Annotated in this window: 24 protein-coding genes, 2 pseudogenes and 1 riboswitch; of the genes and pseudogenes, 13 read left to right on the top strand and 13 right to left on the bottom strand. The window is 67.1% G+C overall.

What is annotated here, in order from left to right; all coding sequences use genetic code 11:
- The first annotated feature begins 89 nt into the window (after positions 1-89).
- Positions 90-1010: a restriction endonuclease gene (locus WS89_RS32665; protein ID WP_082741890.1), complete on the top strand. Its 921-nt coding sequence runs from the start codon at positions 90-92 to the stop codon at positions 1008-1010.
- 36 nt (positions 1011-1046) lie between these two features.
- On the opposite strand, the pseudogene WS89_RS17755 reads toward WS89_RS32665, so the two are convergent.
- The 4 genes and pseudogenes from WS89_RS17755 to WS89_RS17745 form a co-directional block, all read right to left on the bottom strand.
- Positions 1047-1507: pseudogene (locus WS89_RS17755) on the bottom strand (GNAT family N-acetyltransferase).
- 7 nt (positions 1508-1514) lie between these two features.
- Positions 1515-1757: pseudogene (locus WS89_RS32660) on the bottom strand (arginase family protein); the annotation flags it as partial.
- A 22-nt stretch (positions 1758-1779) separates the two neighbouring features.
- Complete coding sequence (locus WS89_RS17750; RefSeq protein ID WP_059792357.1) at positions 1780-2409, bottom strand: NAD(P)H-binding protein; 630 nt, start codon at positions 2407-2409, stop codon at positions 1780-1782.
- Positions 2410-2595: 186 nt separating this feature from the next.
- Entirely contained in the window at positions 2596-3612 is a 1017-nt protein-coding gene (locus WS89_RS17745) for an AraC family transcriptional regulator (protein WP_059792355.1), read from the bottom strand.
- 135 nt (positions 3613-3747) lie between these two features.
- On the opposite strand from WS89_RS17745, the gene WS89_RS17740 reads away from it, so the two are divergent.
- On the top strand, positions 3748-4722 hold the full coding sequence (locus WS89_RS17740) for an alpha/beta hydrolase (protein ID WP_059792353.1): 975 nt from the start codon (positions 3748-3750) through the stop codon (positions 4720-4722).
- A 129-nt stretch (positions 4723-4851) separates the two neighbouring features.
- Here WS89_RS17740 and lpdA read toward each other — a convergent pair whose 3' ends face one another.
- From lpdA to WS89_RS17715, 5 genes are all read right to left on the bottom strand, one after another.
- The gene (gene lpdA, locus WS89_RS17735; protein ID WP_059792351.1) at positions 4852-6243 is read right to left on the bottom strand and encodes a dihydrolipoyl dehydrogenase; all 1392 of its coding nucleotides are present in this window, start codon (positions 6241-6243) and stop codon (positions 4852-4854) included.
- Positions 6244-6247: 4 nt separating this feature from the next.
- Complete coding sequence (locus WS89_RS17730; protein ID WP_059792349.1) at positions 6248-7561, bottom strand: dihydrolipoamide acetyltransferase family protein; 1314 nt, start codon at positions 7559-7561, stop codon at positions 6248-6250.
- Position 7562: 1 nt separating this feature from the next.
- The gene (locus WS89_RS17725; RefSeq protein ID WP_059501892.1) at positions 7563-8603 is read right to left on the bottom strand and encodes an alpha-ketoacid dehydrogenase subunit beta; all 1041 of its coding nucleotides are present in this window, start codon (positions 8601-8603) and stop codon (positions 7563-7565) included.
- Between the two features lie 2 nt (positions 8604-8605).
- Complete coding sequence (locus WS89_RS17720) at positions 8606-9838, bottom strand: 3-methyl-2-oxobutanoate dehydrogenase (2-methylpropanoyl-transferring) subunit alpha (protein ID WP_059501890.1); 1233 nt, start codon at positions 9836-9838, stop codon at positions 8606-8608.
- A 401-nt stretch (positions 9839-10239) separates the two neighbouring features.
- Positions 10240-10866 (bottom strand): flavin reductase family protein, encoded by a 627-nt coding sequence (locus WS89_RS17715; RefSeq protein ID WP_059501889.1) that lies wholly within the window; start codon positions 10864-10866, stop codon positions 10240-10242.
- 844 nt (positions 10867-11710) lie between these two features.
- Here WS89_RS17715 and WS89_RS17710 point away from each other — a divergent pair.
- The 7 genes from WS89_RS17710 (at position 11711) to WS89_RS17680 (ending at position 18943) form a co-directional block, all read left to right on the top strand.
- A complete protein-coding gene (locus WS89_RS17710; protein ID WP_059792347.1) occupies positions 11711-12736 on the top strand; it encodes a LacI family DNA-binding transcriptional regulator in 1026 nt (341 codons plus the stop codon).
- 67 nt (positions 12737-12803) lie between these two features.
- Positions 12804-13832 carry an ABC transporter substrate-binding protein gene (locus tag WS89_RS17705; RefSeq protein ID WP_059792345.1) on the top strand — a complete coding sequence of 343 codons (1029 nt, stop codon included), beginning with the start codon at positions 12804-12806 and terminating at the stop codon, positions 13830-13832.
- 17 nt (positions 13833-13849) lie between these two features.
- Positions 13850-14674, top strand: coding sequence for an ABC transporter permease (locus tag WS89_RS17700; protein ID WP_059501884.1), 825 nt, complete (start codon positions 13850-13852; stop codon positions 14672-14674).
- Positions 14675-14684: 10 nt separating this feature from the next.
- Positions 14685-15587, top strand: a complete 903-nt coding sequence (locus WS89_RS17695; protein WP_059792343.1) for an ABC transporter permease — start codon at positions 14685-14687, stop codon at positions 15585-15587.
- 12 nt (positions 15588-15599) lie between these two features.
- Positions 15600-16631: an ABC transporter ATP-binding protein gene (locus WS89_RS17690; RefSeq protein WP_059792341.1), complete on the top strand. Its 1032-nt coding sequence runs from the start codon at positions 15600-15602 to the stop codon at positions 16629-16631.
- 84 nt (positions 16632-16715) lie between these two features.
- Positions 16716-17540 carry a phosphodiesterase gene (locus tag WS89_RS17685; RefSeq protein WP_059792340.1) on the top strand — a complete coding sequence of 275 codons (825 nt, stop codon included), beginning with the start codon at positions 16716-16718 and terminating at the stop codon, positions 17538-17540.
- 203 nt (positions 17541-17743) lie between these two features.
- A complete protein-coding gene (locus WS89_RS17680; RefSeq protein WP_059501877.1) occupies positions 17744-18943 on the top strand; it encodes an MFS transporter in 1200 nt (399 codons plus the stop codon).
- 21 nt (positions 18944-18964) lie between these two features.
- Here the strand turns inward: WS89_RS17680 and WS89_RS17675 are convergent, their stop codons facing one another.
- On the bottom strand, positions 18965-20161 hold the full coding sequence (locus WS89_RS17675) for an EamA family transporter (RefSeq protein ID WP_059792607.1): 1197 nt from the start codon (positions 20159-20161) through the stop codon (positions 18965-18967).
- A 471-nt stretch (positions 20162-20632) separates the two neighbouring features.
- Here WS89_RS17675 and WS89_RS17670 point away from each other — a divergent pair, with 471 nt between their 5' ends.
- Together WS89_RS17670 and WS89_RS17665 are read left to right on the top strand one after the other, a co-directional pair.
- Positions 20633-20986, top strand: coding sequence for a type II toxin-antitoxin system RelE/ParE family toxin (locus tag WS89_RS17670; RefSeq protein ID WP_059792338.1), 354 nt, complete (start codon positions 20633-20635; stop codon positions 20984-20986).
- Positions 20983-21264 (top strand): helix-turn-helix domain-containing protein, encoded by a 282-nt coding sequence (locus tag WS89_RS17665; protein ID WP_034206864.1) that lies wholly within the window; start codon positions 20983-20985, stop codon positions 21262-21264. Before WS89_RS17670 ends, WS89_RS17665 begins: the two co-directional genes overlap by 4 nt.
- Before the next feature lie 37 nt (positions 21265-21301).
- Here WS89_RS17665 and WS89_RS17660 read toward each other — a convergent pair whose 3' ends face one another.
- The 3 genes from WS89_RS17660 to WS89_RS17650 all read right to left on the bottom strand — a co-directional run bounded on the left by WS89_RS17660 (position 21302) and on the right by WS89_RS17650 (position 23088).
- The gene (locus tag WS89_RS17660) at positions 21302-22090 is read right to left on the bottom strand and encodes a molybdopterin-dependent oxidoreductase (RefSeq protein ID WP_059792336.1); all 789 of its coding nucleotides are present in this window, start codon (positions 22088-22090) and stop codon (positions 21302-21304) included.
- A 29-nt stretch (positions 22091-22119) separates the two neighbouring features.
- On the bottom strand, positions 22120-22752 hold the full coding sequence (locus tag WS89_RS17655; RefSeq protein ID WP_059502106.1) for a cytochrome b/b6 domain-containing protein: 633 nt from the start codon (positions 22750-22752) through the stop codon (positions 22120-22122).
- A gap of 78 nt (positions 22753-22830) precedes the next feature.
- Positions 22831-23088, bottom strand: coding sequence for a pentapeptide MXKDX repeat protein (locus tag WS89_RS17650; RefSeq protein ID WP_059792334.1), 258 nt, complete (start codon positions 23086-23088; stop codon positions 22831-22833).
- A gap of 56 nt (positions 23089-23144) precedes the next feature.
- Here WS89_RS17650 and WS89_RS33825 point away from each other — a divergent pair, with 56 nt between their 5' ends.
- Positions 23145-23327, top strand: a complete 183-nt coding sequence (locus tag WS89_RS33825; RefSeq protein ID WP_156440566.1) for a hypothetical protein — start codon at positions 23145-23147, stop codon at positions 23325-23327.
- 31 nt (positions 23328-23358) lie between these two features.
- Positions 23359-23475, top strand: a riboswitch (TPP riboswitch).
- Between the two features lie 124 nt (positions 23476-23599).
- On the top strand, positions 23600-25531 hold the full coding sequence (thiC, locus tag WS89_RS17645; protein ID WP_059792333.1) for a phosphomethylpyrimidine synthase ThiC: 1932 nt from the start codon (positions 23600-23602) through the stop codon (positions 25529-25531).
- The last annotated feature ends 45 nt before the right edge of the window (positions 25532-25576 follow it).

Here is a 25576-nt window from a genome sequence, read left to right as displayed (position 1 = left end):
GCTTTCCTCACCTCCTCCCATTACATTGAATCGACCGCCGCCCATCTAATAAAAATAGGTATCCAATCCTAAATTCGGAGATCACCGTCATGAACGGCCCTTGGCAGCACTCACCCGGTCAATATTTTCCTTTTTTCAAATCCCTGGACTTACCAACCTGTCCCGAGGGCAGCGGCCCGCCGGAAGAGGTCAGATGTGTTTATTGCAAAATATTGATGGACGAATTTTGCAACGTCGATCTCTGGAATAAATCATTTCAAGACTTCAAGGAAGCCTATGTTCCAACAATGAAAGCATTTATTCGAGATAGAATTGCCCCGAGTAAATTACATGTCAGATTGAGCGGAGACGTGCTCGCGCAACGTTCAACTCTTTATATATGTCCTACGTGCGGATGGTGGGTCGCCATGGAACAAGCGGTTTTACCAGCACTACAATGGCAACATTGGTGCCTCACCCTCTACAGCATGGCAGTTATCAAGGATCTTGAATTATCGTGCATTGATACTCCAATAACTCAAGTCCGAAATTATCTTATGCGACGCTTTGAATCCGGAGGCACCTTGCATCCAAGACTATTTGAAGAAACGGTTGCCAGTGTATTCCGAGATCACGGATATGACACAACACTAACAACGTATTCGCGAGATGGCGGAATTGATATTATTTTGTTAGAGAATGATGGCAAAAAAATTGGTGTTCAAGTAAAGAGATTGAGCCGCTCAATAGAAGTCGAACAGATTCGCTCCTTTCTTGGAGCGCTAATGCTGGGAGGATACGCTCGCGGCATCTTCGTTTCCTCTACAAAATTTCAGCAAGGAGCAGTTGACGCGGCCAGAGCATCCACCGAACAATACATACCTATTGAACTGGTAGATTCAGCCTCTTTCTTTGACATGCTCGGCATCGCCCAACTGAACAAGCGTCCCGATCCAAGCCTGTGTGGAATAGAAAAATCGTCTCCACTTTCATTCGATATCTATTCACTCTACCACCTGAATACCCTTTAGAAAATATTCCGCTTCCAAGGAAAATCACTTGTCGGACTACTGAGGCCCGACCTGAAGTGTCGAGATCTCGTCCCCCACCTCATCTAGCTTTCCAATCGGTATCCAGCCGAGATGGCGATAAAACCCGTACGAGCGCGACGCGGGATCGGTCGAGCAGCCGAGAAACAGCGAAGTGAAGCCGTTCGCCGCGAAATCGTCGATCACGCGCCGCAGCAACCGCTTACCGATCCCAGCGCCTTCATACTCGGGCAGCATCGCGAGCACGACGATCTCGCCCGAGCCGGTGTCGCCTAAGCAGTAGTCGACCATGCGTCCGGACGCGCAGCAGACATGGCCCGAGAACAGGCCGCCGCGGATACCGTCGCCCCAGCTTTCGAGGTGATGCCGAGCGCGCGCAACCGCGCTTCGGGGAACGCGTTCTCGCGCGTGCATGCCCGCAGCGCGATACACTCGGCCGCGTCGCCGGGAATGGCCTCGCGCCAGGTGAAATCGTCCATCGATTGAGGCTTCCTTTTTCTGCCGCCGGCGCGACGCATGCAGGCAGATCAGTCCCAGCGCGATCGTCGCACCGGCAAGCGACGTGATTTCCGCATGATCGTACGGCGGCGACACTTCGATCACGTCCACGCCGACTGGGTTGATGCCGTCGAGGTGACGCGGGATCTCGAGCACCTGATGGCTCGATAGACCGTCCGAAACCGGCGTACTGGGGCCCGGCGAGAACGCCGGATCGAGACAGTCGATGTCGGACGCACCCGCCCGCACCGCATCAGACCAGTTGGTCGGATGCGACGACCTGCACGCCCGGCCTTGCGTCGATCGCCGCGTCGAGCAATGCACGCGCAATCCGCGGCGCGGGATTCACGCGCCACTTCGCCGGCAGCACCGGCCCGACGGCGCCCAACGCGAACACGAACAGCCGCTCGACGAACCTGAATTCATCGCGGCTGCCGCCGATCAGGCCCGGTCGCACGTACGTGAGCGAATCGAACCCGACGCCGGCGAGCGCCTGTTCGACCTCGCCCTTCACGCGGTTGTAGAAGATGCGCGATGCAGCGTCCGCGCCGAGTGCGGAATTCAGCACGTAGGTCGGCGTGCCATGCCGGTGCGCAAGACGCGCGACCGCGAGCGGATAGTCGTGATCGACGCGGCGGAATGCGGCCTGCGTGCCCGCGACGCGCATCGTGGTGCCGAGCGTGCAGATCACCGCGTCGGCCCGCCACCAGTCGGCCGCGTCCGGCAGTCGATCGAAGTCGACCTCCAGCGCGCGCATCTTCGGATGCGGCGACAACGGCCGGCGCGCGAGCACGACGACCTGGTCCACCCGCGCGTCGGCGAGCGCGACTTCGAGGACGTGGCGCCCGACGAGCCCGGTCGCGCCGATGAGCAACAGTTTCATGTCCGGTCGTTCCGTGAGGCGCACGTGTGCGCCAATCGGCAGAAAAAGCCGCGTGCACGCGGCGTTTCGCCATGCCGCACCGCGGCGAACCCGCCGATGCGCGGCCAATCAATCAGGCGGGATAGCGACACGATGAACGGTTCGCGCGGGACGGTCAACCGCGACCGCCGCCTCGCCCGCGCCCCGCTATGAACCGGGCGCCGCCTGCCGCGACACGCTCGGCGCCACGCCCGTCCAGCGCTTGTACGCCTGCGAGAACGACGAGATGTCGCTGAACCCCAGTTCGTCCGCGATTTCCTTGATCGACAGCCGCCCTTCGGCGATCAGCGCCTGCGCGCGCGCCTTGCGCACCGCATTCGAGATGTCCCGGAAACTCGCGCCCTCCTCCCGCAGCCGGCGCTTGAGCGTGCGCTCGCTCGTGTTCAGCAGCGTCGCGATGTCCTTTAGTTGCGGCGGTCGGTCGAACGGCCGCGTGGACAGGTATTCGTTCAGGAACGACACGAGGTCGACCCGCGTGCGCCGGCGCGCGATCAGCTCCGCGCACATGCGCTCGCACATCGCGGCCGTCGCGGCATTGGCCTGCGGCAACGGCCGTTCGAGGTGCGCATGCTCGAACGTGATCGCATTGGCCGGCCGCCGGTAGCGGACCGGCGTGCCGAGCACGTGCCGGCCACCGGGTTCGGCGTCGTACGCGAGGTCGAACGTCGCGAGGGTGAACGCGCTGCCGATCACGTCGCGCAGCACGCGGCACGCGGCGCCCATCGCGCGCTCGACGAAGAAGCGCTGCAGCGGCGCGGACAATTCCGGCGCCGCGTCGAACACGATCGTGCCGTGCCGCCCGGTGCGACGGTACGTCATCCCGACGAACGTATACGTCAAGGCGAGATAGCGGCCCGCGAGCGCAACCGCATCCATCCCGGTCGCGCTGCTCAGCAGCCCGTATCCGAGCAATCCGTAGGCGGAAAGCTGGTACGACAGGCCGACCGTCAAGCCCACCCCCGGCTCGTCGCCGGCCAGTGCAAGCAGGTTCGACGCGACGGCCCGCTCCTGCGCGGCCAGCACCGTGAAATCCGGATCGGCGAGCTGCTTCAGCGTGAGTTGCGAGCCCTTCAGCAGGGCCGCCGGCGCGATCCCGCGGTCTCGCCCGAACGCGATCATCAGCAGGACGGAAGCCGGGCTGCGGACAAAGTTCCAGACGTTCATCGGGCGCCTCGTGACGTGGGTTGGCCTAGATTCTAAAGCGGTTGGCCCGCGCCAGCATGGGCGCGAGCCGCGTGCCGCGCGATGATGGGTGCCATCGCAACCGCCCTTTCACTCGACCGACCGGAGTCCGATGCCATGTCCAGAACCTATGCAGATCAGCCCGTCTGGCGCGCCATGCAGGCGTTCCTGCCGCCCGACTTCCAGTGGGCGGCCGATCGCCAGCCCGACGAGCAATGGTGGCACTGGTGGGGCCATCGCCTCCATCTCGATACGTATCGCAATCCCCGCGCGCAGGTGAAGGTGATCCTGTTCCATGGCGTCGGCACGAACGGACGGCAAATGTCGATGATCGTCGGCGAGCAACTGGCACGCCGCGGCTACGAGACGATCGCGGTCGACATGCCCGAATACGGGATGACCGAAGTGGCGCGCGGCGCGCTGGTGCGCTACGACGACTGGGTGCGCGCCGGCAGCGACCTGATCAACGCGGAGCGCGCGAAGGACGATCGGCCGATCGTGCTGTACGGATTGAGCGCGGGCGGCATGCTGACGTACCACGTCGCCGCGCTGAACGGGAAAGTCGACGGCATCGTCGGCATGACTTTTCTCGACCAGCGCCTGCAGCAGGTGCGCGACGAAACCGCACGCAATCTGTTCATGAGCCGCGTCGGCGGCCCGATGACGCACTTCGCCGCGAAGACGCCGCTGCGCGCCATGCGCATCCCGATGTCGCTCGCGAGCAAGATGCACGCGCTCGTGAACCGCGACGATGCGCTGAAGGTATGGTTGTCCGACCGGACCTCGGCCGGCAACGCGATGACGATGGCGTTCCTCGATTCCTACATGTCGTACCGGCCGGTGGTCGAGCCGGAGGATTTCTCCGTGTGCCCGATCCTGCTCACGCAGCCGGCCGCGGACCGCTGGACGCCGCGGCATCTGAGCGAGCCGTTCCTCGCGCGGGTCCGCCACGTTCCGGTCAAGGTCGAGATGCTGGAGAACGCCGGTCACTATCCGCTCGAGCAGCCGGGACTGTCGCAGATGATCGAAGCGATCGACGCGTTCTATCGTGACGTGACGACGCGGCACGCCGATCGGAGCGCGCTTGCCTGACACCCGGCGCATACGCGGCCAGCCGTTTCGGAGCGGTTCCGACACGGCGGCCGGCCGCGCATGCCCGATGCAGGCCCAATGCACGCCGAGGCGCGCGCGGCGCTCCGGCGCCTGCGTTCGGCGAACAGGTCACACGTGCAGCGCGTGCCCGAGCGCGCGCAGCGCCGCTTCCTGAAGCGCCTCGCCGAGCGTCGGATGCGCGTGAATCGTGCCGCCGATGTCTTCGAGCCGCGCGCCCATCTCCAGCGACTGCGAGAACGCCGCGGCCAGCTCCGACACCCCGCGCCCGACCGCCTGCCAGCCGACGATCACGTGATCGTCGCGGCGCGCGACGACGCGCACGAACCCGTCGGTCGCCTGCAACGTCATCGCGCGCCCGTTCGCCGCGAACGGGAACGATGCGCTCAGGCAGTCGACGCCGGCCGCATGTGCGTCGTCCGGCGACCAGCCGGCCGTCACGATCTCGGGATCGGTGAAGCACACGGCCGGAATCGACGCGGGCGTGAACCGACGACGCCGACCGGCGATCAGCTCGGCCACCATCTCGCCTTGCGCCATCGCGCGATGCGCGAGCATCGGTTCGCCCGCGACGTCACCGATCGCCCACACGTTGCGCATCGAAGTCCGGCATGCGTCGTCGATCCGCAGCGCGCGGCCGTTGCGATCGAGCAGCAACGACTCGAGCCCGAACCCGTCGACGCGCGGCCGGCGGCCGACGGCGACCAGCACGCGATCGGCCGGCAGCGTGTGCTCGGCACCGTCGGCCGCCCGCACGCGCACCGCGCCGTGCGCGTCCAGCCCGAGCACCGTGTGGCCGAGCCACAGCCGCACGCCGAGGCGCGCGAGCGAATCGGCGACCGGCCGCACGAGTTCGGCATCGTACGCAGGCAGCACGCGCTCGGCCGCCTCGACGACGCTGACGTCGACGCCGAGCTTGCGATAGACGATCCCGAGTTCGAGCCCGATATAGCCGGCCCCGACGACGACCAGCCGCTTCGGCAGCGTCGCGGGCGACAGCGCTTCGGTGGACGACACGACATGCCCGCCGAACGGCATCGACGGCAGTTCGACCGGCTCGGAACCGGTCGCGAGCAGCAGGTGTTCGCAACCGATCCGCACCGCATGGCCGCCGCCGACGACTTCGACGGTCTTGCCGTCGATCACGCGCGCTTCGCCGTGCAGCACGCGCACGCCGTTCTTCTTGAGCAGCGCGCCGACGCCGCGCGTCAGCCGGTCGACGATGCCGTCCTTCCACGCGACGCTTTTCGCGATGTCGATCTCGGGCGTGCGCACGCGGATCCCCAGCGCGCCCTCGCCGGCATGACCGCACGCCTGTTCGAACGCGTCGGCCACGTGGATCAATGCCTTCGACGGAATGCAGCCGATGTTCAGGCAGGTGCCGCCGAGCCGCTCGCGTTCGACGAGCATGGTCGGAATGCCGAGCTGGCCGGCGCGGATCGCGGCGACGTAACCGCCCGGGCCGCCGCCGATGACGAGCAGTGTGGTGTGTTCGTTCTTCATCGGCTCACTCCACGAACAGCAGTGCCGGGCGTTCGAGCACCGCGCGCACCGCCTGGATGAATGCGGCCGCGTCCGCGCCGTCGACGACGCGATGATCGAACGACGACGACAGGTTCATCATCTTGCGCGCGACGACCGCGCCGTCGCGGATCATCGGCCGCTCGACGATCCGGTTCACGCCGACGATGCCGACTTCCGGATGATTGATCACCGGCGTCGACACGATGCCGCCGAGCGCGCCGAGGCTCGAGATCGTGATCGTCGAGCCGCTCAGCTCGTCGCGCTGCGCGCGGTTCGCGCGCACCGCATCGGCGAGCCGCGCGATTTCCGCCGAGATCGACCACACGTCGCGCGCTTCCGCATGCCGCAGCACCGGCACCGTGAGGCCACCGTCCGTCTGCGTCGCGACGCCCATGTGCACCGCGCCGTAACGCGTGACGACGCCCGCTTCGTCGTCGAAACGCGCGTTGATCTGCGGGAAATCGCGCAGCGCGATCACCATCGCGCGGATCAGCAGCGGCAGCGGCGTGAGCTTGCCGCGCGTGTCGCCGTGGCGGCGGTTCAGTTCCGTGCGCAACGATTCGAGCTCGGTGACGTCGATCTCCTCGACGTAGCTGAAATGCGGGATGCGGCGCTTCGCTTCCTGCATCTTGCGCGCGATCGCCCGCCGCAAACCGATCACCGGCACTTCGGTTTCGTCGTGGCGTTCGTCGTAGCCGCGCGGTTGCGATCCGTGCGCCGAGCTGCCGCCGGTGCGCGCATACGCGTCGAGATCCGCATGCAGGATCCGCCCGGCTTCGCCGGTGCCGCGCACGTAGCGCAACTCGATGCCCATGTCCCACGCGCGCTGACGCACGGCCGGCGACGCGAGCGGCCGCTCTCCGGGCGCAAGCGCCGCGCGCGGCTGCGCGGCCGGTTCGTCGCGGCGCGGTTTCGCCGGTGCACGCGGCGCCGCGGGCTGCGCAGGCGGCTCGGCCGGCGCGTCGGCCGCCGGCTTCGACGGCGCCGCCGCCGCGACCGGTGCGGTTGCTACCTTTGTTTCCCGCACCGGTGGCGCGGCCTTCAGATTGCCGTCGCCTTCGACTTCCAGCCGAATCAGCTCGCTGCCGACCGCCATCATCTCGCCGATCCGGCCGCCCAGCTCGATCACCTTGCCCGCCACCGGCGACGGAATCTCGACCGCCGCCTTGTCGGTCATCACGTCGGCGAGCGGCTGGTCTTCCTTGATCGTCTGCCCGACTTCCACATGCCAGGCCACCAACTCGACCTCGGCGATCCCTTCGCCGATATCCGGCATCTTGATGACATGAATCCCCATCTCACGCCTCCATCACGCGTCGCAACGCTTCACCGACCCGGGCCGGGCCCGGAAAGTACGCCCACTCCTGCGCATGCGGATACGGCGTGTCCCAGCCCGTCGTGCGCTCGACCGGCGCTTCGAGGTGGTAGAAGCAGTGCTCCTGGACCAACGCCACGAGCTCCGCGCCATAGCCGCAGGTGCGCGTCGCCTCGTGCACCACGACGCAGCGCCCGGTCTTGCGCACCGACGCGACGACCGTGTCGAGATCGAGCGGCCACAGCGTGCGCAGGTCGATCACTTCCGCGTCGATGCCCGTCTCCTCGGCCGCGGCGAGCGACACGTGCACCGTCGTGCCGTACGTGAGCACCGTCACGTCGTTGCCGGGGCGCACGACGGCGGCCGTATCGAGCGGCACCGTGTAGTAGCCTTCGGGCACCGCGCTCGCCGGATGCTTGAGCCACGACGTGACGGGCCGTTCGTGATGGCCGTCGAACGGGCCGTTGTACAGCCGTTTCGGTTCGAGGAAGATCACCGGATCGTCGTTCTCGATCGACGCGATCAGCAACCCTTTCGCGTCGTACGGATTCGACGGCATCACCGTGCGCAGCCCGCACACCTGCGTGAACATCGCCTCCGGGCTCTGACTGTGCGTCTGCCCGCCGTAGATGCCGCCGCCGCACGGCATCCGGATCGTCATCGGCGCGGTGAACTGGCCGGCCGAGCGGTAGCGCAGCCGCGCGCCTTCCGACACGATCTGGTCGGACGCCGGATAGAAATAGTCGGCGAACTGGATCTCGCAGACGGGGCGCAACCCGTACGCGCCCATCCCCACCGCCGCGCCGACGATCCCGCCTTCCGAGATCGGCGCATCGAACACGCGCGACTTGCCGTATTTGTTCTGCAGTCCTTCGGTACAGCGGAATACGCCGCCGAAGTAGCCGACGTCCTGCCCGAACACGACCACGTCGCTGTCGCGCCCGAGCATCACGTCCATCGCGGAGCGCAGCGCCTGGATCATCGTCATCGGCTGCGTCGCCGTTTCTGTCTCGTGTTGCGCCATGATCACGCTCCCAGTTCCTGGCGCTGACGGCGCAGGTGCGCGGGCAGCTCCTTGTATACGTCGTCGAACATCGACGCCGGCGACGGAATCCGGTCGTCGGCCAGCGTCCCGAATTTCTCCGCCTCCTTCTGCGCGGCGAGCACCTCGGCCTCGAGCTCGGCCGTCAGCGCATCGTGCGCGCCGTCCGACCAGATGCCCTTCGCGATCAGGTGGCGCTTGAAGCGCTCGATCGGATCGCCGAGCGGGAAATGCGACCAGTCGTCGCTCGGCCGGTACTTGGTCGGATCGTCCGACGTCGAATGCGCGCCCGCGCGGTAGGTCACCCACTCGATCAGCGTCGGGCCGAGATTGCGGCGCGCGCGTTCGGCCGCCCAGCTCGACGCCGCGTAGATCGCGAGGAAGTCGTTGCCGTCGACGCGCAGCGACGCGATCCCGCAGCCGACGCCGCGTCCGGCGAAGGTCGTGCCCTCGCCGCCCGCGATCGCCTGAAACGTCGAGATCGCCCACTGGTTGTTGACCACGTTCAATACGACCGGCGCGCGGTACACGTGCGCGAACGTGAGCGCGGTGTGGAAATCGGCTTCGGCCGTCGCGCCGTCGCCGATCCACGCGGACGCGATCTTCGTGTCGCCCTTGATCGCCGACGCCATCGCCCAGCCGACCGCCTGGATGAACTGCGTCGCGAGATTGCCGGAAATGGAGAAGAAACCGGCCTCGCGATCCGAGTACATCACCGGGAGTTGGCGGCCCTTCAGCGGATCGCCCTCGTTCGACATCAGTTGGCAAATCATCCGTTCGAGCGGCACGTCGCGCGCGATCAGGATGCTCTGCTGCCGGTACGTCGGAAAGCACATGTCGCCGTCGCGCAGCGCCATCGCGTGCGCTGTGCCGATCGCCTCCTCGCCGAGGCTCAACATGTAGAAGGAGATTTTCTTCTGGCGCTGCGCGATCATCATGCGCGCGTCGAAAATGCGGGTCTTGAGCATCGCGCGCAGCCCGGCGATCAGGCGCGCATCGTCGAGATCGGGCGCCCACGGGCCGACGGCCTTGCCGTTGTCGTCGAGCACGCGCACGAGGCTGCGGGCGAGATCGGCGGTGTCCGCCGCGGCTACGTCGATCGGCGGGCGGCGGACGGCGCCGGCCGGCGATAGATGCAGATAGGAAAAGTCCGTCTTGCAGCCCGGGCGCCCGGTGGGCTCCGGCACATGCAGACGCAATGGCTCTGACAGGCTCATCGTGTCGTCTCCACGCTCGATTGTGTCTCACGCTGTTTGGGAACGCGCAGGCCGGTTGCCGGCCTGCGCGCGAGCTGACGCGCGGATAAGCACGTCAACCTTGGAAATCTATGCCTTGCAGCGGCGGACGTCGATGCCCAAGCCGCTCGTTCGCGGTGAGCAGATTTGCCATGGCGGATCGCCGCAGCGCGTGAGGTGCGGCCGGCGGAGTCGGCGCAGCACGGGTTTTGCGGTGCAGGGTCGTCGGGCGGGCGACGATCGGGCGTCGCCGACGGATCGGCGCGTCCCGATCATGTGAGGGTACGAAGCAAAAGACCCCGCGAAATCCTCGATCTCTGCGGGGTCTTTCAGGTTTGGGCGCGCGTGCGCCCGCTTGCCAGCTTACTGCGACGCGCGATCGATCACGCGTCGGGACGGAACAGGTCGAAGCGGCTGTCGGGCGTCACGTGCACGTAGGCCGACGGGCCGCCCGCACGAAGAATGATGCCCGCGCCGAACGTGTCGAAAATGCCGTCCTTCAGCAGGTCATGGCGGATATGAACGGCGACGACCTCGCCCAGCACCAGCGTGGCCGGCGTCTCGACACCGCGATGATCGCGCAGCCGGATCACGTCGGTCACCTTGCATTCGAAGTTCACGCCGCTTTCCGCGACGCGCGGCACGTCGACGAGACGCGACGGCACCGCGGTCAAGCCGCCCAGTTCGAATTCGTTCACGTCGTACGGCACGGCGGCGCAGGTCTGGTTCATCTGCTCGGCGAGATCGCGTGTCGCGAGATTCCACACGAACTCGCCGGTCTCCTGCACGTTGCGCACGCTGTCCTTCGCGGCGGTGCTCGAAAAACCGATGATCGGCGGGCGATAGTTGAACGCGTTGAAGAAGCTGTACGGCGCGAGATTGAGCGTGCCGTCGCTGCCGCGGGAGGAGATCCAGCCGATCGGGCGCGGGCCCACGATCGCGTTCAACGGATCGTGCGGCAGGCCGTGGCCTTGCGAGGGTTCGTAATAATGATGGGTCGAGTCGGTCATGACGGATGGGATTGCGAGAGGCGAACTGCGTTGGAATGCGTCGGTAAGAAGCGCGTGCCAAGTATCACATGGCGTCGCTTTCGTCGCATCGACGCGCAGCGCGTGGCGCTGCATGCATCCGCACCAAACAAAAAAACCCGCGAGCGCTGCATTTCTCGCGGGTTTTTCACACCTCCATCGAATCGGCGCGATCGATGGTGCCGGGGACCGGACTTGAACCGGCAAGCCAATTAAGGCGGCGGATTTTCGTCACACTGCTTCTTTCGAAGCCGGCGTCGCATGCGCGAACCGTTCGTGCGCTGGACTATGCCTTCACCGTCGCGCGCGGGCGTGACCGCTGCCCGTGCGCCTTAGGTGCCCCCCGTCTAGTCTCTACACCTTCCTCGCGAGTGCCGCGAGGCTTGGCTCGGCGTTGCCTCGATGCGTACATCAGGGGTTTCGCCGAATTTGAAGGGTTCTGCACCGACCGTTTCCGGCCGGGCACTCAATCGTTTAAGTCCGCTATGTTTACCAATTTCATCACCCCGGCAAGAGGGCGGACGCGATTCTACCATTGCTTGGCGCATGCGTTCCCTCATTCCGCCGCGCCGCATCGCGACACCGGCCATCGTCGCACCGTTTCCTCCCGCGCATTCGACACCGATACGACACCGATACCACACGGCCGACGATTTCGTCCCGCGCCGCACCTTCGTGCCGATACAATCGACCGCGCGTGTCCGACGGCCTCAACCGTCTGACGTTTGTATCGTGCTTGTCGCGAAACAACGTCGCATGCGTCATCGCGAAGTCACAAACGTTTTCGATAATTCCCCGGCCGAAAACGTTTACATCGCATGACTTCATGACCTCGACCATCAAGGACGTCGCCGCCCTCGCGGGCTTCTCGATCGCCACCGTTTCGCGTGCGATCAACGCGCCGCATACCGTCAGCCCCGCCACGCTGCAGACGATCCGCACCGCCATCGACACGCTGCAGTTCCGCCCGAGCCCGCTCGGCCGGCAACTGCGCGGCGAGCGCACGCGGCTCGTCGGCGTCGTCGTGCCGACGCTGTCGAACCCGGTGTTCGCCGACTGCCTGCAAGGCATCGACGCGCTCGCGACCGCGGCCGGTTTCAAGCTGATCCTGATGACGACCGAATACGACGCGGCGCGCGAACGTCATGCGATCGAGACGCTGCGCGAGCAGCGCGTCGAAGGGCTGATCCTCACCGTCGCGGACGCGGACACGCATCCGCTGCTCGACATGCTCGACCGCGACGGTCCGCACTACGTGCTGATGCACAACGACACGCAGCGCCGCCCGTCGGTGTCGGTCGACAACCGCCGCGCCGCCTATGACGGCGTGAAGATGCTGACCGCGCACGGTCATCGCCGCGTGCTGATGCTGGCCGGTTCGCTCGCGGCGTCGGATCGCGCACGCCAGCGTCATCTCGGTTATGCGCAAGCGCTCGACGAAGCCGGCGTCGCACCGCTGCCGCCCGTCGAAGTCGACTTCACCGCGCCCGAGCTGCCCGATGCGGTGCTCGCGCATCTCACCGCGCACGCCACGCGTCCGACCGCCCTCTTCTGCAGCAACGACCTGCTCGCGATGGTCGTGATGCGCGGCCTGCGCCGCGCGGGTTTCTCGATCCCCGACGACCTGTCGGTGCTCGGCTTCGACGGGATCGCGATCGGCGAGCTGCTCGCGCCGCCGCTCGCGAGCGTCGCGACGCCGAACCGCGACATCGGCCGCCAAGCGTGGCAGCGTCTCGTCGAATGCATCGGCGGCGCGGCGATCGAGCGCACGTCGATGATCCTGCCGCATGCGGTGCGCGACGGCGCGACGGTTGCGCCGCCGGCTGCCGAGCTGCACTTGCGCGAGGCGTGATCGCAAGCCGCCGCCACGCATACCGATATCCCCCCCAGCGCTACACCCACTCGCCCGGAGACTCACCGTGTCCTTTCGCCTGACCTCGCTGCTGCGCGCGCTTGCCGCGCCGCTCGCCCTTGCCGCGCTCGTCGCCTGCGCCCCTGCGGCCCACGCCGACGAAACGGCAATCTGTTACAACTGCCCGCCCGAATGGGCCGACTGGGCCGCGCAGATCGCCGCGATCAAGCAGAAGACCGGCATCCGCGTGCCGTTCGACAACAAGAATTCGGGCCAGTCGATCGCGCAGTTGATCGCCGAGCAGAAGAGCCCGGTGGCCGACGTCGTCTACCTCGGCGTGTCGTCTGCGTTCCAGGCGAAGGACAAGGGCGTGATCGCGCCGTACAAGCCCGCACACTGGAACGATATTCCCGCGAACCTGAAGGACCCGCAAGGCTACTGGTTCGCGATCCACTCGGGCACGCTCGGCTTCTTCGTGAACAAGGACGCGCTCGACGGCAAGCCGGTGCCGCGTTCGTGGTCCGATCTGCTGAAGCCCGAATACAAGGGCATGGTCGGCTATCTCGATCCGTCGAGCGCGTTCGTCGGCTATGCGGGCGCGGTCGCCGTCAACCAGGCGCTCGGCGGCAGCCTCGACGACTTCAAGCCGGGCCTCGACTGGTTCCGCAAGCTGAAGGCGAACGCGCCGATCGTGCCGAAGCAGACCGCGTATGCACGCGTGCTGTCCGGCGAGATTCCGATCCTGCTCGACTACGACTTCGATGCGTATCGCGCGAAATACAAGGACAACGCGAACGTCGAGTTCGTGATCCCGAAGGAAGGCACGATCGCGGTGCCGTACGTGATGAGCCTCGTGAAGGGTGCGCCGCACGACACGAACGGCAAGAAGGTGCTCGACTTCGTGCTGTCCGACGAAGGCCAGAAGCTGTGGGCCAACGCGTACCTGCGCCCGGTGCGCGCGCAGGCGCTCGGCGCCGACGTCGCCGCGAAGTTCCTGCCGGCGAGCGAATACGCGCGGGCGAAGTCGGTCGACTTCGGCAAGATGGCGGCCGGCCAGCAGGCGTTCGGCCAGCAGTACCTGCAGGTGATGCAGTAAGCGGCCGGTCCCACGTCATGCTCGACCTGACTTTCCCGCTGCGCTGGCGCGTCGCGCTCGTCGCGCCGGCGCTGGCGGTATTCGCCGCGTTCTGGCTGCTGCCGATGGCTGCGCTCGTGCAGGTGTCCGCCGACGGCGCCTTCTTCTCGCACTACGCGGCGCTGCTCGGCAACGCGCGTTACATGAAGAGCCTCGGCGAGACGGTTGCGCTGTCCGCGGGCGTCACGCTCGCGACGCTCGCGCTGTCGACCGTTTCCGGCCTGCTGCTCGCGCGCCGCGAATTCGCCGGCAAGCGCGTGCTGCTCGCGTTGCTCACGTTTCCGCTCGCGTTCCCGGGCGTCGTCGTCGGCTTCATGGTGATCATGCTCGCGGGGCGCCAGGGGTTGATCGGCATGCTGTCGGCGAAGCTCGTCGGCGACAAATGGGTGTTCGCCTATTCGGTGGCGGGCCTGTTCGTCGGCTACCTGTACTTCTCGATTCCGCGCGTGATCGTCACCGTGATCGCGGCCGCGTCGAAGCTCGACGCGTCGCTCGAGGAAGCCGCGCGTTCGCTCGGCGCGTCACCGTGGCGCATCTTCGTCGACATCGTGCTGCCCGCGCTCGCGCCGGGGCTGATCGCGGCCGGCGCGATCTGCTTCGCGACCGCGATGGGCGCGTTCGGCACCGCGTTCACGCTCGCCACCGATCTGAACGTGCTGCCGATGACGATCTATACCGAATTCACGCTGAACGCGAACATCGCGACGGCGGCCGGCCTGTCGATCGTGCTCGGCATCGTCACCTGGGCCGTGCTCGCGCTCGCGCGCCGCTTCACCGGTCACACCGCCGCTGCCGCGGCCTGAGGATTCCCGCATGCAATCGCTTTCCGGCTCTTCCACGCCGTCGCCGGCCCCCGCCCCGGCTCCGTTGCAAACGACGCGCGCCGCGCGGCATGCGCCGCGCGTCGCCGGCGCGCGTGCGATCGCCGCGCTGCAATGGGGCGTCACGCTGCTGCTGTGCGCGTTCCTGATCGTGCCCGTCGTGATGTCGGTGCTCGCGGGCCTCACCGTCAACTATTTCCGCGGCCTGTCGAGCGGCCTCACGCTGCGCTGGCTCGAACAAGTGTGGCAGCAGTATCACGGCTCGGTCGCGCTGTCGCTCTACGTCGCGTTCGCGACGCTCGCGATCGTGCTCGTCGTCGGCGTGCCGGCCGGCTATGCGCTCGCGCGCAGCAAGAGCCGCATCGCGCGTGCGATCGAGGAAGCGCTCGTGCTGCCGGTCGCGCTGCCGGGGCTGGCTTCGGCGCTCGCGCTGCTGGTCGTGTACGGCGGCTTCACCGCATTCCGGATGAGCCTGTGGTTCATCGTCGTGGGCCACGTCGTGTTCACGCTGCCGTTCATGGTGCGCGCGGTGGCGGCCATCGCGGCCGGCGCCGACCTGCGCACGCTCGAGGAAGGCGCGGCGAGCCTCGGTGCGTCGTTCGTCACGCGTTTCGTCACGATCGTGCTGCCGAACCTGCGGCCCGGGATCGTCGCCGGCGCGCTCGCGGTGCTCACGCTGTCGATCGGCGAATTCAATCTCACGTGGATGCTGCACACGCCCGACACCAAGACGCTGCCGGTCGGGCTCGCCGATACGTATGCGTCGCTGCGCCTCGAGGTCGGCAGCGCGTACACGATCCTGTTCCTGCTGATGACGCTGCCGCTGCTCGTCGCGATGCAGTGGCTCGGCGTCGATCCGTCCGGTACGCGCGCGCCGAAGAAGCGACCGCGCTGATTTCTTGCAGACATGAAACTCGATTCCACTCCCATCACCCTGACCGGCTGCGCGAAGACGTTCCGCGGCACCCGCGTGCTCGAACCGCTCGACCTGTCGATCGGCGCCGGCGAAACGCTCGTGCTGCTCGGGCCATCGGGCTGCGGCAAGACGACCACGCTGCGCCTGATCGCGGGCCTCGACACGCCGGACGCCGGCGGCAAGATCGCATTCGGCGACGACGACGTCACCCTGCTGCCGATCGAGCGCCGGCAGGTCGGCATGGTGTTCCAGAACTACGCGCTGTTTCCGAACCTGACGGTGCGCGGCAACGTCGGCTACGGGCTGAAGATCCGCAAGACCGAACCGCGCGCGTTGCGCGAACGCGTCGACGAGCTGCTCGCGATGATGCGGCTCGATGCGCATGCGGACAAACCGGTCGATCAACTGTCGGGCGGCCAGCGTCAGCGCGTCGCGCTGGCGCGCGCGCTCGCGGTGCGCCCGCGCGTGCTGCTGCTCGACGAACCGCTGACCGCGCTCGACGCGAAGCTGCGCGACGTGCTGCGCCGCGACATGAACACGCTGCTGCGCGCGCTCGGCGTAACGACCGTCTACGTGACGCACGATCAGGCCGAAGCGATGGAGCTCGGCGACCGGATCGTCGTGATGGGCGCGGGCCGCATCGAGCAGATCGGTACGCCGCGCGAGATCTACTACCACCCCGCGAACCGGACGGTCGCGCAGTTCATCGGCACGCTGAACCGGCTGGCGGGCCAGTGGCGCGACGGCGCGCTCGTAACGACGGGCGGCGCGATCGTCACGCCGCATGCGGCCGACGAATGGTTCTTCCGCCCCGAGGATGCGCAGCTCGCCGATCCCGCCCATGCGCCGCTGCGCGGCGCCGTCGGCGCGTGCGCGTTCCTCGGCGAGCGCACGCGGCTCACGATCGAGCATGCGGCGCCCGACGCGCTCGTGATCGACGTGCCGGGCCGCATCGCGCTCGCACGCGGTACGGCGGTCGGCCTCACGATCGCGCCGGAAGGCCTGATCGCGCTCGGCGCGTAAGCCTTCGATCGGGCATCATTCACGCAACACCCCACGGCGGCGCACGCCGCCGGGACAACAACCAGACGATTCCGAGGAACGACGATGCTGCTTGCTCAAATCAGCGATCTCCACATCAAGCGCCCGGGCCAGCTCGCGTACCGGCGCGTCGATACGGCGGCCGCGCTCGCCCGCTGCATCGCGAAGCTGAACGCGCTCGTGCCGCGCCCCGACGCCGTACTCGTCACCGGCGACCTGACCGACTTCGGCCACGATGAAGAGTACGGCAACCTGCGCGGGCTGCTCGCGGCGCTCGAGATTCCGTACTACCTGATGATCGGCAATCACGACGACCGCGCCGGATTGCGCCGCGCGTTCGCCGATCGCGCCGAGCTTCAGAACGGCGAATTCGTGCAGTACGCGCTCGACGTCGGTGCGGTGCGCGTGCTCGCGCTCGATTCGCAAGTGCCGGGCGCGAGCCACGGCGACCTCTGCGACGCGCGGCTCGCTTGGCTCGCCGCGCAGCTCGACGCCGCGCGCGACCGGCCCGCGATCGTCGCGCTGCATCACCCGCCGTTCGCGTCGGGCATCGGCCACATGGACAAGCTGCGTCTCGCGCCCGCCGCCGCCGCGAAACTCGATGCGCTGCTGCGCGGTCATCCGAACGTCGAGCGCGTGCTGTGCGGCCACGTGCACCGCACGATGTTCACGCGCTTCGGCGGCACGCTCGCGTGCGCGGTGCCGTCGCCCGCGCACCAGGTCGCCTTCGACCTGCGAGCCGATGCGCCGTCCGCATTCCGGCTCGAACCGCCGGCGTTCGCGGTCCATCGCCATGCACCCGAGACGGGTATGACGTCGCATCACGTCTACGTGGACGAAGGGGCGGGACCGTATCCGTTCTATGAGCCGACCGGCGAGCTGGTCGACTGAACGACGTGAAGCGCGTGCCGTGACAGGCGGCGGCCGGTCCGTTGGGCCGGTTCGCCGGTTCGCCGGTTCGCCGGTTCGCCGGTTCGCCGCCGGCAGGATTCACGTCGCTCCGGTATGATCGGCAACCTCGACCGGCGCCCGGCCCGCCTGCGCACCCGACGCGTGCGCCGCCTGCCGCGCCGCCCCACTCCGTGCCTGCCGCCATGTCCACCGCCTCCACCGACCGCCCGACCGACGCCGCCTCGCCCCACTACTCGCGCAGCCTGCTGTTGCTGCTCGCGACGATCGCGGGCGTGTCGGTCGCGAACATCTACTACAACCAGCCGCTGCTCGACAGCTTCCGCTCGGCCTTTCCGGACGGCGCATCGTGGATCGGCGCGGTACCGACCGCGACGCAGCTCGGCTATGCGGCCGGCATGTTCCTGCTCGCGCCGCTCGGCGACCGCTTCGATCGCCGCGGGCTGATCCTGCTGCAGATCGCGGGGCTGTCGATCGCGCTGATCGTGGCGGCCACCGCGCCGTCGCTGGCCGTGCTCGCGGCCGCGAGCCTCGCGATCGGCATCCTCGCGACCATCGCGCAGCAGGCCGTGCCGTTCGCCGCCGAAATCGCGCCGCCGGCCGAACGCGGCCACGCGGTCGGCACCGTGATGAGCGGCCTGCTGCTCGGCATCCTGCTCGCGCGCACCGCCGCCGGCTTCGTCGCCGAGTATTTCGGCTGGCGCGCGGTGTTCGCCGCATCGGTCGCGGCGCTGGTCGCACTCGCCGTCGTGATCGTGTTGCGGCTGCCGCGCAGCTCGCCGACGTCGACGCTGTCGTACGGCAAGCTGCTCGGCTCGATGTGGCACCTGGCCGTCGAACTGCGCGGGCTGCGCGAGGCGTCGCTCACAGGCGCCGCGCTGTTCGCGGCGTTCAGCGCGTTCTGGCCGGTGCTCACGCTGCTGCTCGCCGGCGCGCCGTTCCATCTCGGCCCGCAGGCGGCCGGCCTGTTCGGGATCGTCGGCGCCGCAGGCGCACTCGCCGCGCCGTATGCGGGCCGCTTCGCGGACACGCGCGGCCCGCGGGCGATCATCTCGCTCGCGATCGCACTGCTCGCGCTGTCGTTCGTGATCTTCGCGCTGTCGGGGTCGAGCCTCGTCGGGCTCGTGATCGGCGTGGTCGTGCTCGACGTGGGCGTACAGGCCGCGCAGATCTCGAACCAGTCGCGCATCTATGCGCTGAAGCCCGACGCGCGCAGCCGCGTCAACACGGTGTACATGGTGTGCTATTTCATCGGCGGCGCGCTCGGCTCGTCGGCCGGCGTCGCCGCATGGCGCGCGTTCGGCTGGACCGGCATGTGCGCTGCCGGCCTGCTGTTTACCGCGCTCGCCGGCTGGTTCCACCATCGCGGCGGCCGGCGCGGCTGAGCGCGGCCGGCCACCGCGGCGTCACGCGTCGGTGCGCGAGGCGGCCGGCTCGGCCGCGGGCGGCGGCGCGAACGCCGGAGCCGGGTCGATCACCGCGCCGGGATCCATCACCGCCGCGGGTGCCGGCACCGCGAGCGGGACAGCGGAAGGCGCGAGGATCGGCGCCGCATCCGGCGTGGCGCTCTGCTCGGCGACGGCGGAAGCGTCCGCCGCACCCGCCTGCTCGGCCGCGACGGCCGGCGAACCTGTGGCCGTGGCCGTGGCCGTGGCCGCCGCCGCCGCCGCGGGCCGGCGCGCCGGATCGAACACGAACGACAACCCGACGCTGCCGAGGATCGCGACGGTCGCGACCACGGTCGCCATCGTCACCGGTTCGCCCAGCAGCAACGCACCGAGCGCGACCGCGACGATCGGATTCACGTACATGCAACTGCTCGCGATGATCGGGCTCGTGTGGCGGATCAGATAGCCGTACGCGACGTACGCGGCCATCGTGCAGAACACCATCAGGTACACGAACGCGAACACGGACCCGACGGCCAGCTGTTCGACGCGTTCGCCGAGCAGCCACGCGACGATCGTCGACATCAGCCCACCGAGGCCGATCTGCAGCGACGTCGACAGAAACAGGTCGGACGGCAGCTTGAGCCGCGTCGCGAGATGCGCACCGCCTGCCCAGAACAGTGCGCCGGCCAGCACGCAGATCGTGCCGAGCGCCGAGTTCGCGGCGGCCGCGCCGCCCGAATTCAGCACGACGATGCCGACCATCCCCAGCGCGACGGCCGCCCATTCGCCCTTCGTCACCGGCCGCCCGGCGACCGCCGCGATCACGGTCGCGAACAACGGCACCGTGGCCACCATCACCGCGGCCGAACCGCTGCTGACCGTGCGCATGCCGAGCGCGATCGTGCCGGACGACAACGCGACGAGCATCGTGCCGACGATCGCCGCGTTGCGGATTTCCAGCAGCGTCGGCCATTCGGGCTTGCGCCGCAGCGCGAAGATGAAGAGGCCAACCCCGCCGAGCAGGTTGCGCAGCCCCGACAGCAACAGCGGCGGGAACGACTGCAGCGCGAAATGCAGCCCGCTGTAGGTCGAGCCCCAGACGAAATAGATGAAGACGAGCGCGAGCGCCACGCGGCCGCCGCGGCTTTGCGGCAGGCGGATCCGGAACGAAAAGCGGGCGAGGAAATCGAGGAGGCGGTCGAGCGGCGTCATCGTGCGGCCCGCCCGCACGTCACGCCGCGTGCTCCGCTGAAAGACGCCGGCGATGCCGGCAAACGGCCCACGCGGGACCGGGAAGGCAGAGCGAACGTGCGGAACGACATGGCAGTGCGAACGGCGACGAAAGAGAACCGGCGAGCGGCGGCAAAAGGCAAAAAAAACGTGCGCAACCGTATCGGCTGCACACGCTCGGCATTATGGCATCAAGGATTCGAAAGCATCGTCGGACCTGTCTGAAAGCATATCGACTGATGTTTCGGCGCGACATTTTTCGCGCGACGCCGGATGAAAGCGGCGGCTGAAAAATGGGGCTCGACATTGCCGCCCGTGCCGCGTTCACGCGAGCCGTCGGCCGAACGGCCAGTTGTACATGGCCGTCGCCGTTTCGCCCTTATCGTGACGGGGCGACGCGTGCTGCGCGCCGCACGCTCCGTTCGAACTGCACCTTCACGTCCATACAAAATTTTGTATAATCTTGCCATTCTCCCGCCGAAGCCGGTCGTTTTCATCGGTAGCGCCCTCGACGCGCTTCGCGATTTCCCGCCTGCCGTACGACGCGAAGCCGGTCATCAGATCGATCAGGCGCAGCGCGGCCTGGCGCCCGACGACTGGAAACCGATGCGCACCATCGGCGTCGGCGTTCGGGAGATTCGCCTGCGCGACGCGAGCGGCGCATTCCGGATCGTCTATGTCGCGACGTTTGCCAACGCGGTCTATGTGCTGCATTGCTTCCGGAAGCAATCGGCGCGCACGAGCAAGGCCGATATCGAACTGGCCGCCCGGCGCTATCGCGCCCTGTTGACGGAGTGGAAACGATGACCAACGAACGCTACAAGAGCATCTGGGACGCGATCGAAGAGCAGCCCGCCGAGGCCGAGAACATGAAGCTGCGGTCCGAACTGATGATCGCGCTCAAGCAACGCCTCGCGCAGCTCGAACTCAGCCAGGCACAGGCCGCGAAACTGCTGGGCGTCACGCAGCCCCGCGTGTCCGACCTGATGCGCGGCAAGATCAACCTGTTCGCGCTCGACGCGCTCGTCAACATGGCGGCGGCGGCCGGCCTGCACGTCGAGCTTCAGGTGCGGGAATCCGCATGACGCCGATGCGCGATGCATCTCGGCGCGCATGCGCCGGTCACGAGCCGCCGAACCAGTTGTACCCTTGATCGACCCAGTAGCCGCCCGGAAACGTATCGGTCACGAAGATTTCCATGATGTGCTTCGGGTTCTTGTAGCCGAGCTTGGTCGGCATCCGCAGCTTCATCGGGAAACCGTATTCCGGCGGCAGCCGGCGGCCGTCGTAGTCGAACGCGAGCAGCGTCTGCGGATGCAGCGCGGTCGGCATGTCGATGCTTTCGTAGTAATCGTCCGCACATTTGAAGCCGACGTATTTCGCACCGGTATCGGCACCCGCGCGTGCGAGAAACGCGCCGAACGGCGTGCCGCCCCAGCGGCCGATCGCACTCCACCCTTCCACGCAGATATGCCGCGTGATCTGTTCCGCGTGCGGCAGCGCCCGAAGCTCGTCGAGCGTCCACACGCGCTTGCCCGTCACGCGGCCGGACAGCACGAGCCGATACGTCGATTCGTCGACGTGCGGCACGTCGTCGATCCCGTAGTACGCATTGAACGGGAACGGCCGCGTGATGTCGGCTTCGGTGTAGGTCGGCGCGAGCCGGTTGGGGTTGAACAGCCATGCCTGCACGCGATCGTTCATGCGCGACACTTTCTCGAGGAACGTGTTGACCGACACGTCGTCCTGCAACGTGCAGCCGGTCAGCATCGCGAGGCCGCCGAGCGTCAGCACGCGCCGGTTGAAGAGCCGTCGCGACGGCATCTCGAGCGTGCGGCGCACGTCGAGTTCGAGCGACTGCCTGTCGAGCGTCCAGCGCGACTCGCCGCGGTTTTTTTCGGATTCCGACATGATGATTTCCTTCGCCCGCCACGCGCGGGTCAGTGGCCGCGCAGCATCGCGAGCAGCGAGCGCGGTACCAGCAACGCCATCGCGACGTGAACGACGACGAATGCGACCAGCAGCGACATCGCCCAGAAGTGCACGATGCGCGCGTCGTCGTAACCGCCGAACAGCTCGCGCAACAGCGGAAATTGCACGGATTTCCAGATCGTCAGGCCCGACAGCACCAACACGACGAGATCGACGATCGCGGTCAGGTACGCGGCACGCTGCACCGCGTTGTAGACGCTCAGGTCGTCGTGCGACAGCCGGCCGCCGAGCGCGGCGCGCACGTCGCGCCACACCGACGCAGGCGTCACCGGCAGCAACTTGCGCGCGAAGCGCCCCGTCGCGATCGACATCGCGAGGTAGAACAGCCCGTTGCCGACCAGCAGCCACATCGCCGCGAAATGCCATTGCAGCGCGCCACCGAGCCAGCCGCCGAGCGTGATGCCGTGCGCGAACGTGAACGACGGATAGATCGGCGACGCGTCGTAGATGCGCCAGCCGGACAACACCATGAGGATCGCCGCGAGCGCGTTGAGCCAGTGGCTCGCGCGCACCCAGCGCGGATGGATCGTCGGCGCGGGCGGCGGCACGCCCGCGCGATCCGTGACAGGAACCGTTTGCATGATGATGACTCCGGGGATGAAGCGGCGGGACGCGGTGCGCGCCGGCAACCGGCCGGCCGCGCCCCGCGCACGCATTCGTCAGTTCGACGGGCTCATCGCGTCTTTCTTCATCGCGTCGTCCTTCTTCATCGCGTCGTGGCCCATCGCGTCCTTCTTCATCGCATGCTTCTTCATGCCGTCCTTCTTCATCGCACCGTCCTTCGCCATCGCGTCGTGACCCATCGCGTCCTTCGACATCGACATGCCGTCCTTCGACATTGCGTCGTTCTGCGCGTAGGCGCCCGTTGCGATCGTGGCAAGCGCGGCGACACAGGCGGCGAGGAATACGTTTTTCATGACATCTCTCCGATACATGGGTTTGGGAGCCGAATAGACGGAGGACGCCGCCGGAAATGACAGCGATGTCGAAAAATTTTTTGAAACCGGAAACACGGGATGGAAATGCTGCACTGCCCGCCCCTTCCGTCCCGGACGACATGGCGGATCGACGGCAGCGCTTGCTGCGGCGCACCGTGCGCGCACCGGCGGCCGCGATCCGCCGGCCGCCCGGCACCATCGGCTTCGCACCCGGTTGAAACCGCCGGCAAGCCGGTGTATCGTGTGCCCTTGCTAACGCGGGGGTCCTGCAATGCGTTCGGTCGAACGACCGGCATTGCGGGTGAGAAATACCCTTTGAACCTGATCTGGATAATGCCAGCGCAGGGAAGCGTACGGGTTTCGCCGCCATCCTTCTGACGAAATCCGCCGCCTCACCAAGCCTCGTCTCCTGCTTAGCTCGAGCCCCACATTCGTCAAGGGCTCCGGGCAAGCGCCGAAGCGCCTGTCCGGCGCTCACACAGGAGATTGCATGAACGCCAATCCGAAGTTTCTGTCCGCCGACGCCCATGTCGACGCCGCTGCCGTCGCGCCGCTGCCCAATTCGCGAAAGGTGTATGTAACCGGCTCGCAGCCCGACATCCGCGTGCCGATGCGTGAAATCACGCAGGCCGACACCCCGACCGGCTTCGGCGGCGAAAAGAATCCGCCGATCTACGTGTACGACACGTCGGGCCCCTACACCGATCCGGACGCGAAGATCGACATCCGCGCGGGCCTGCCCGCGCTGCGCCAGCGCTGGATCGAAGCGCGCGGCGACACCGAGGTGCTCCCCGGCCTGTCGAGCCGGTACGGCCTCGAGCGCGCGGCCGACCCGGCCACCGCCGACCTGCGCTTTCCGGGCCTGCACCGCAACCCGCGCCGCGCGCAGGCCGGCAAGAACGTCACGCAGATGCACTACGCGCGCCAGGGCATCATCACGCCGGAAATGGAATACATCGCGATCCGCGAGAACCAGCGCCGCGCCGAGTACATCGAGAGCCTGAAGTCGAGCGGCCCGAACGGCGCGAAGCTCGCCGCGATGATGGGCCGCCAGCACCCCGGCCAGGCGTTCGGCGCCGCGGCCTTCGGCGCGAACGCGCTCGCCGAGATCACGCCCGAATTCGTGCGCGACGAAGTCGCACGCGGCCGCGCGATCATTCCCGCGAACATCAACCACCCGGAATCCGAGCCGATGATCATCGGCCGCAACTTCCTCGTGAAGATCAACGCGAACATCGGCAACTCGGCCGTCACGTCGTCGATCGGCGAGGAAGTCGACAAGATGACGTGGGCGATCCGCTGGGGCGGCGACACGGTGATGGATCTGTCGACCGGCAAGCACATCCATGAAACGCGCGAGTGGATCATTCGCAACAGCCCGGTGCCGATCGGCACGGTGCCGATCTATCAGGCGCTCGAGAAGGTCAACGGCAAGGCCGAGGACCTGACGTGGGAAATCTTCCGCGACACGCTGATCGAGCAGGCCGAGCAAGGCGTCGACTACTTCACGATCCACGCGGGCGTGCGCTTGCAGTACGTGCCGCTCACCGCGAACCGGATGACGGGCATCGTGTCGCGCGGCGGCTCGATCATGGCGAAGTGGTGCCTCGCGCATCACAAGGAAAGCTTCCTGTACGAACACTTCGAAGAGATCTGCGAGATCATGAAGGCGTACGACGTGAGCTTTTCGCTCGGCGACGGCCTGCGCCCCGGCTCGATCTACGACGCGAACGACGAAGCCCAGCTCGGCGAGCTGAAGACGCTCGGCGAGCTCACGCAGATCGCGTGGAAGCACGACGTGCAGGTGATGATCGAAGGCCCCGGCCACGTGCCGATGCAGTTGATCAAGGAGAACATGGATCTGCAGCTCGACTGGTGCAAGGAAGCGCCGTTCTACACGCTCGGGCCGCTGACCACCGACATCGCGCCGGGTTACGACCACATCACGTCGGGCATCGGCGCCGCGATGATCGGCTGGTTCGGCACCGCGATGCTGTGCTACGTGACGCCGAAGGAGCACCTTGGCCTGCCGAACAAGGACGACGTGAAGGAAGGCATCATCACGTACAAGCTCGCCGCGCACGCAGCCGACCTCGCCAAGGGTCACCCGGGCGCGCAGGTGCGCGACAACGCGCTGTCGAAAGCGCGTTTCGAGTTCCGCTGGGAAGACCAGTTCAACATCGGTCTCGACCCGGACAAGGCGCGCGAATTCCACGACGAGACGCTGCCGAAGGATTCGGCCAAGGTCGCGCACTTCTGCTCGATGTGCGGCCCGCATTTCTGCTCGATGAAGATCACGCAGGACGTGCGCGAATTCGCGGCCCAGCAGGGCGTGTCGGAAACCGAGGCACTGAAGAAAGGGATGGAGGTCAAGGCGGTCGAGTTCGTGAAGACCGGCGCCGAAATCTACCACCGTCAGTAAGCGCGCCGCGAGCCGCATCGGCTCGCATCGCGATGCACGCAGCCC

This window comes from Burkholderia sp. MSMB1072, assembly GCF_001524725.1.
In the GTDB taxonomy this organism is placed as follows: Bacteria; Pseudomonadota; Gammaproteobacteria; order Burkholderiales; family Burkholderiaceae; genus Burkholderia.
This window is presented reverse-complemented; position numbering and strand designations above follow the sequence as displayed.

What these genes read in the sequence shown, in the direction of transcription:
- WS89_RS32665 (WP_082741890.1), top strand. Translation starts at nt 90, where the DNA reads ATGAACGGCCCTTGGCAGCACTCACCCGGTCAATATTTTCCTTTTTTC.
- WS89_RS17750 (WP_059792357.1), bottom strand. Translation starts at nt 2,409, where the DNA reads ATGAAACTGTTGCTCATCGGCGCGACCGGGCTCGTCGGGCGCCACGTC.
- WS89_RS17745 (WP_059792355.1), bottom strand. Translation starts at nt 3,612, where the DNA reads ATGAACGTCTGGAACTTTGTCCGCAGCCCGGCTTCCGTCCTGCTGATG.
- WS89_RS17740 (WP_059792353.1), top strand. Translation starts at nt 3,748, where the DNA reads ATGTCCAGAACCTATGCAGATCAGCCCGTCTGGCGCGCCATGCAGGCG.
- lpdA (WP_059792351.1), bottom strand. Translation starts at nt 6,243, where the DNA reads ATGAAGAACGAACACACCACACTGCTCGTCATCGGCGGCGGCCCGGGC.
- WS89_RS17730 (WP_059792349.1), bottom strand. Translation starts at nt 7,561, where the DNA reads ATGGGGATTCATGTCATCAAGATGCCGGATATCGGCGAAGGGATCGCC.
- WS89_RS17725 (WP_059501892.1), bottom strand. Translation starts at nt 8,603, where the DNA reads ATGGCGCAACACGAGACAGAAACGGCGACGCAGCCGATGACGATGATC.
- WS89_RS17720 (WP_059501890.1), bottom strand. Translation starts at nt 9,838, where the DNA reads ATGAGCCTGTCAGAGCCATTGCGTCTGCATGTGCCGGAGCCCACCGGG.
- WS89_RS17715 (WP_059501889.1), bottom strand. Translation starts at nt 10,866, where the DNA reads ATGACCGACTCGACCCATCATTATTACGAACCCTCGCAAGGCCACGGC.
- WS89_RS17710 (WP_059792347.1), top strand. Translation starts at nt 11,711, where the DNA reads ATGACCTCGACCATCAAGGACGTCGCCGCCCTCGCGGGCTTCTCGATC.
- WS89_RS17700 (WP_059501884.1), top strand. Translation starts at nt 13,850, where the DNA reads ATGCTCGACCTGACTTTCCCGCTGCGCTGGCGCGTCGCGCTCGTCGCG.
- WS89_RS17695 (WP_059792343.1), top strand. Translation starts at nt 14,685, where the DNA reads ATGCAATCGCTTTCCGGCTCTTCCACGCCGTCGCCGGCCCCCGCCCCG.
- WS89_RS17690 (WP_059792341.1), top strand. Translation starts at nt 15,600, where the DNA reads ATGAAACTCGATTCCACTCCCATCACCCTGACCGGCTGCGCGAAGACG.
- WS89_RS17685 (WP_059792340.1), top strand. Translation starts at nt 16,716, where the DNA reads ATGCTGCTTGCTCAAATCAGCGATCTCCACATCAAGCGCCCGGGCCAG.
- WS89_RS17680 (WP_059501877.1), top strand. Translation starts at nt 17,744, where the DNA reads ATGTCCACCGCCTCCACCGACCGCCCGACCGACGCCGCCTCGCCCCAC.
- WS89_RS17675 (WP_059792607.1), bottom strand. Translation starts at nt 20,161, where the DNA reads ATGACGCCGCTCGACCGCCTCCTCGATTTCCTCGCCCGCTTTTCGTTC.
- WS89_RS17665 (WP_034206864.1), top strand. Translation starts at nt 20,983, where the DNA reads ATGACCAACGAACGCTACAAGAGCATCTGGGACGCGATCGAAGAGCAG.
- WS89_RS17660 (WP_059792336.1), bottom strand. Translation starts at nt 22,090, where the DNA reads ATGTCGGAATCCGAAAAAAACCGCGGCGAGTCGCGCTGGACGCTCGAC.
- WS89_RS17655 (WP_059502106.1), bottom strand. Translation starts at nt 22,752, where the DNA reads ATGCAAACGGTTCCTGTCACGGATCGCGCGGGCGTGCCGCCGCCCGCG.
- WS89_RS17650 (WP_059792334.1), bottom strand. Translation starts at nt 23,088, where the DNA reads ATGAAAAACGTATTCCTCGCCGCCTGTGTCGCCGCGCTTGCCACGATC.
- WS89_RS33825 (WP_156440566.1), top strand. Translation starts at nt 23,145, where the DNA reads ATGACAGCGATGTCGAAAAATTTTTTGAAACCGGAAACACGGGATGGA.
- thiC (WP_059792333.1), top strand. Translation starts at nt 23,600, where the DNA reads ATGAACGCCAATCCGAAGTTTCTGTCCGCCGACGCCCATGTCGACGCC.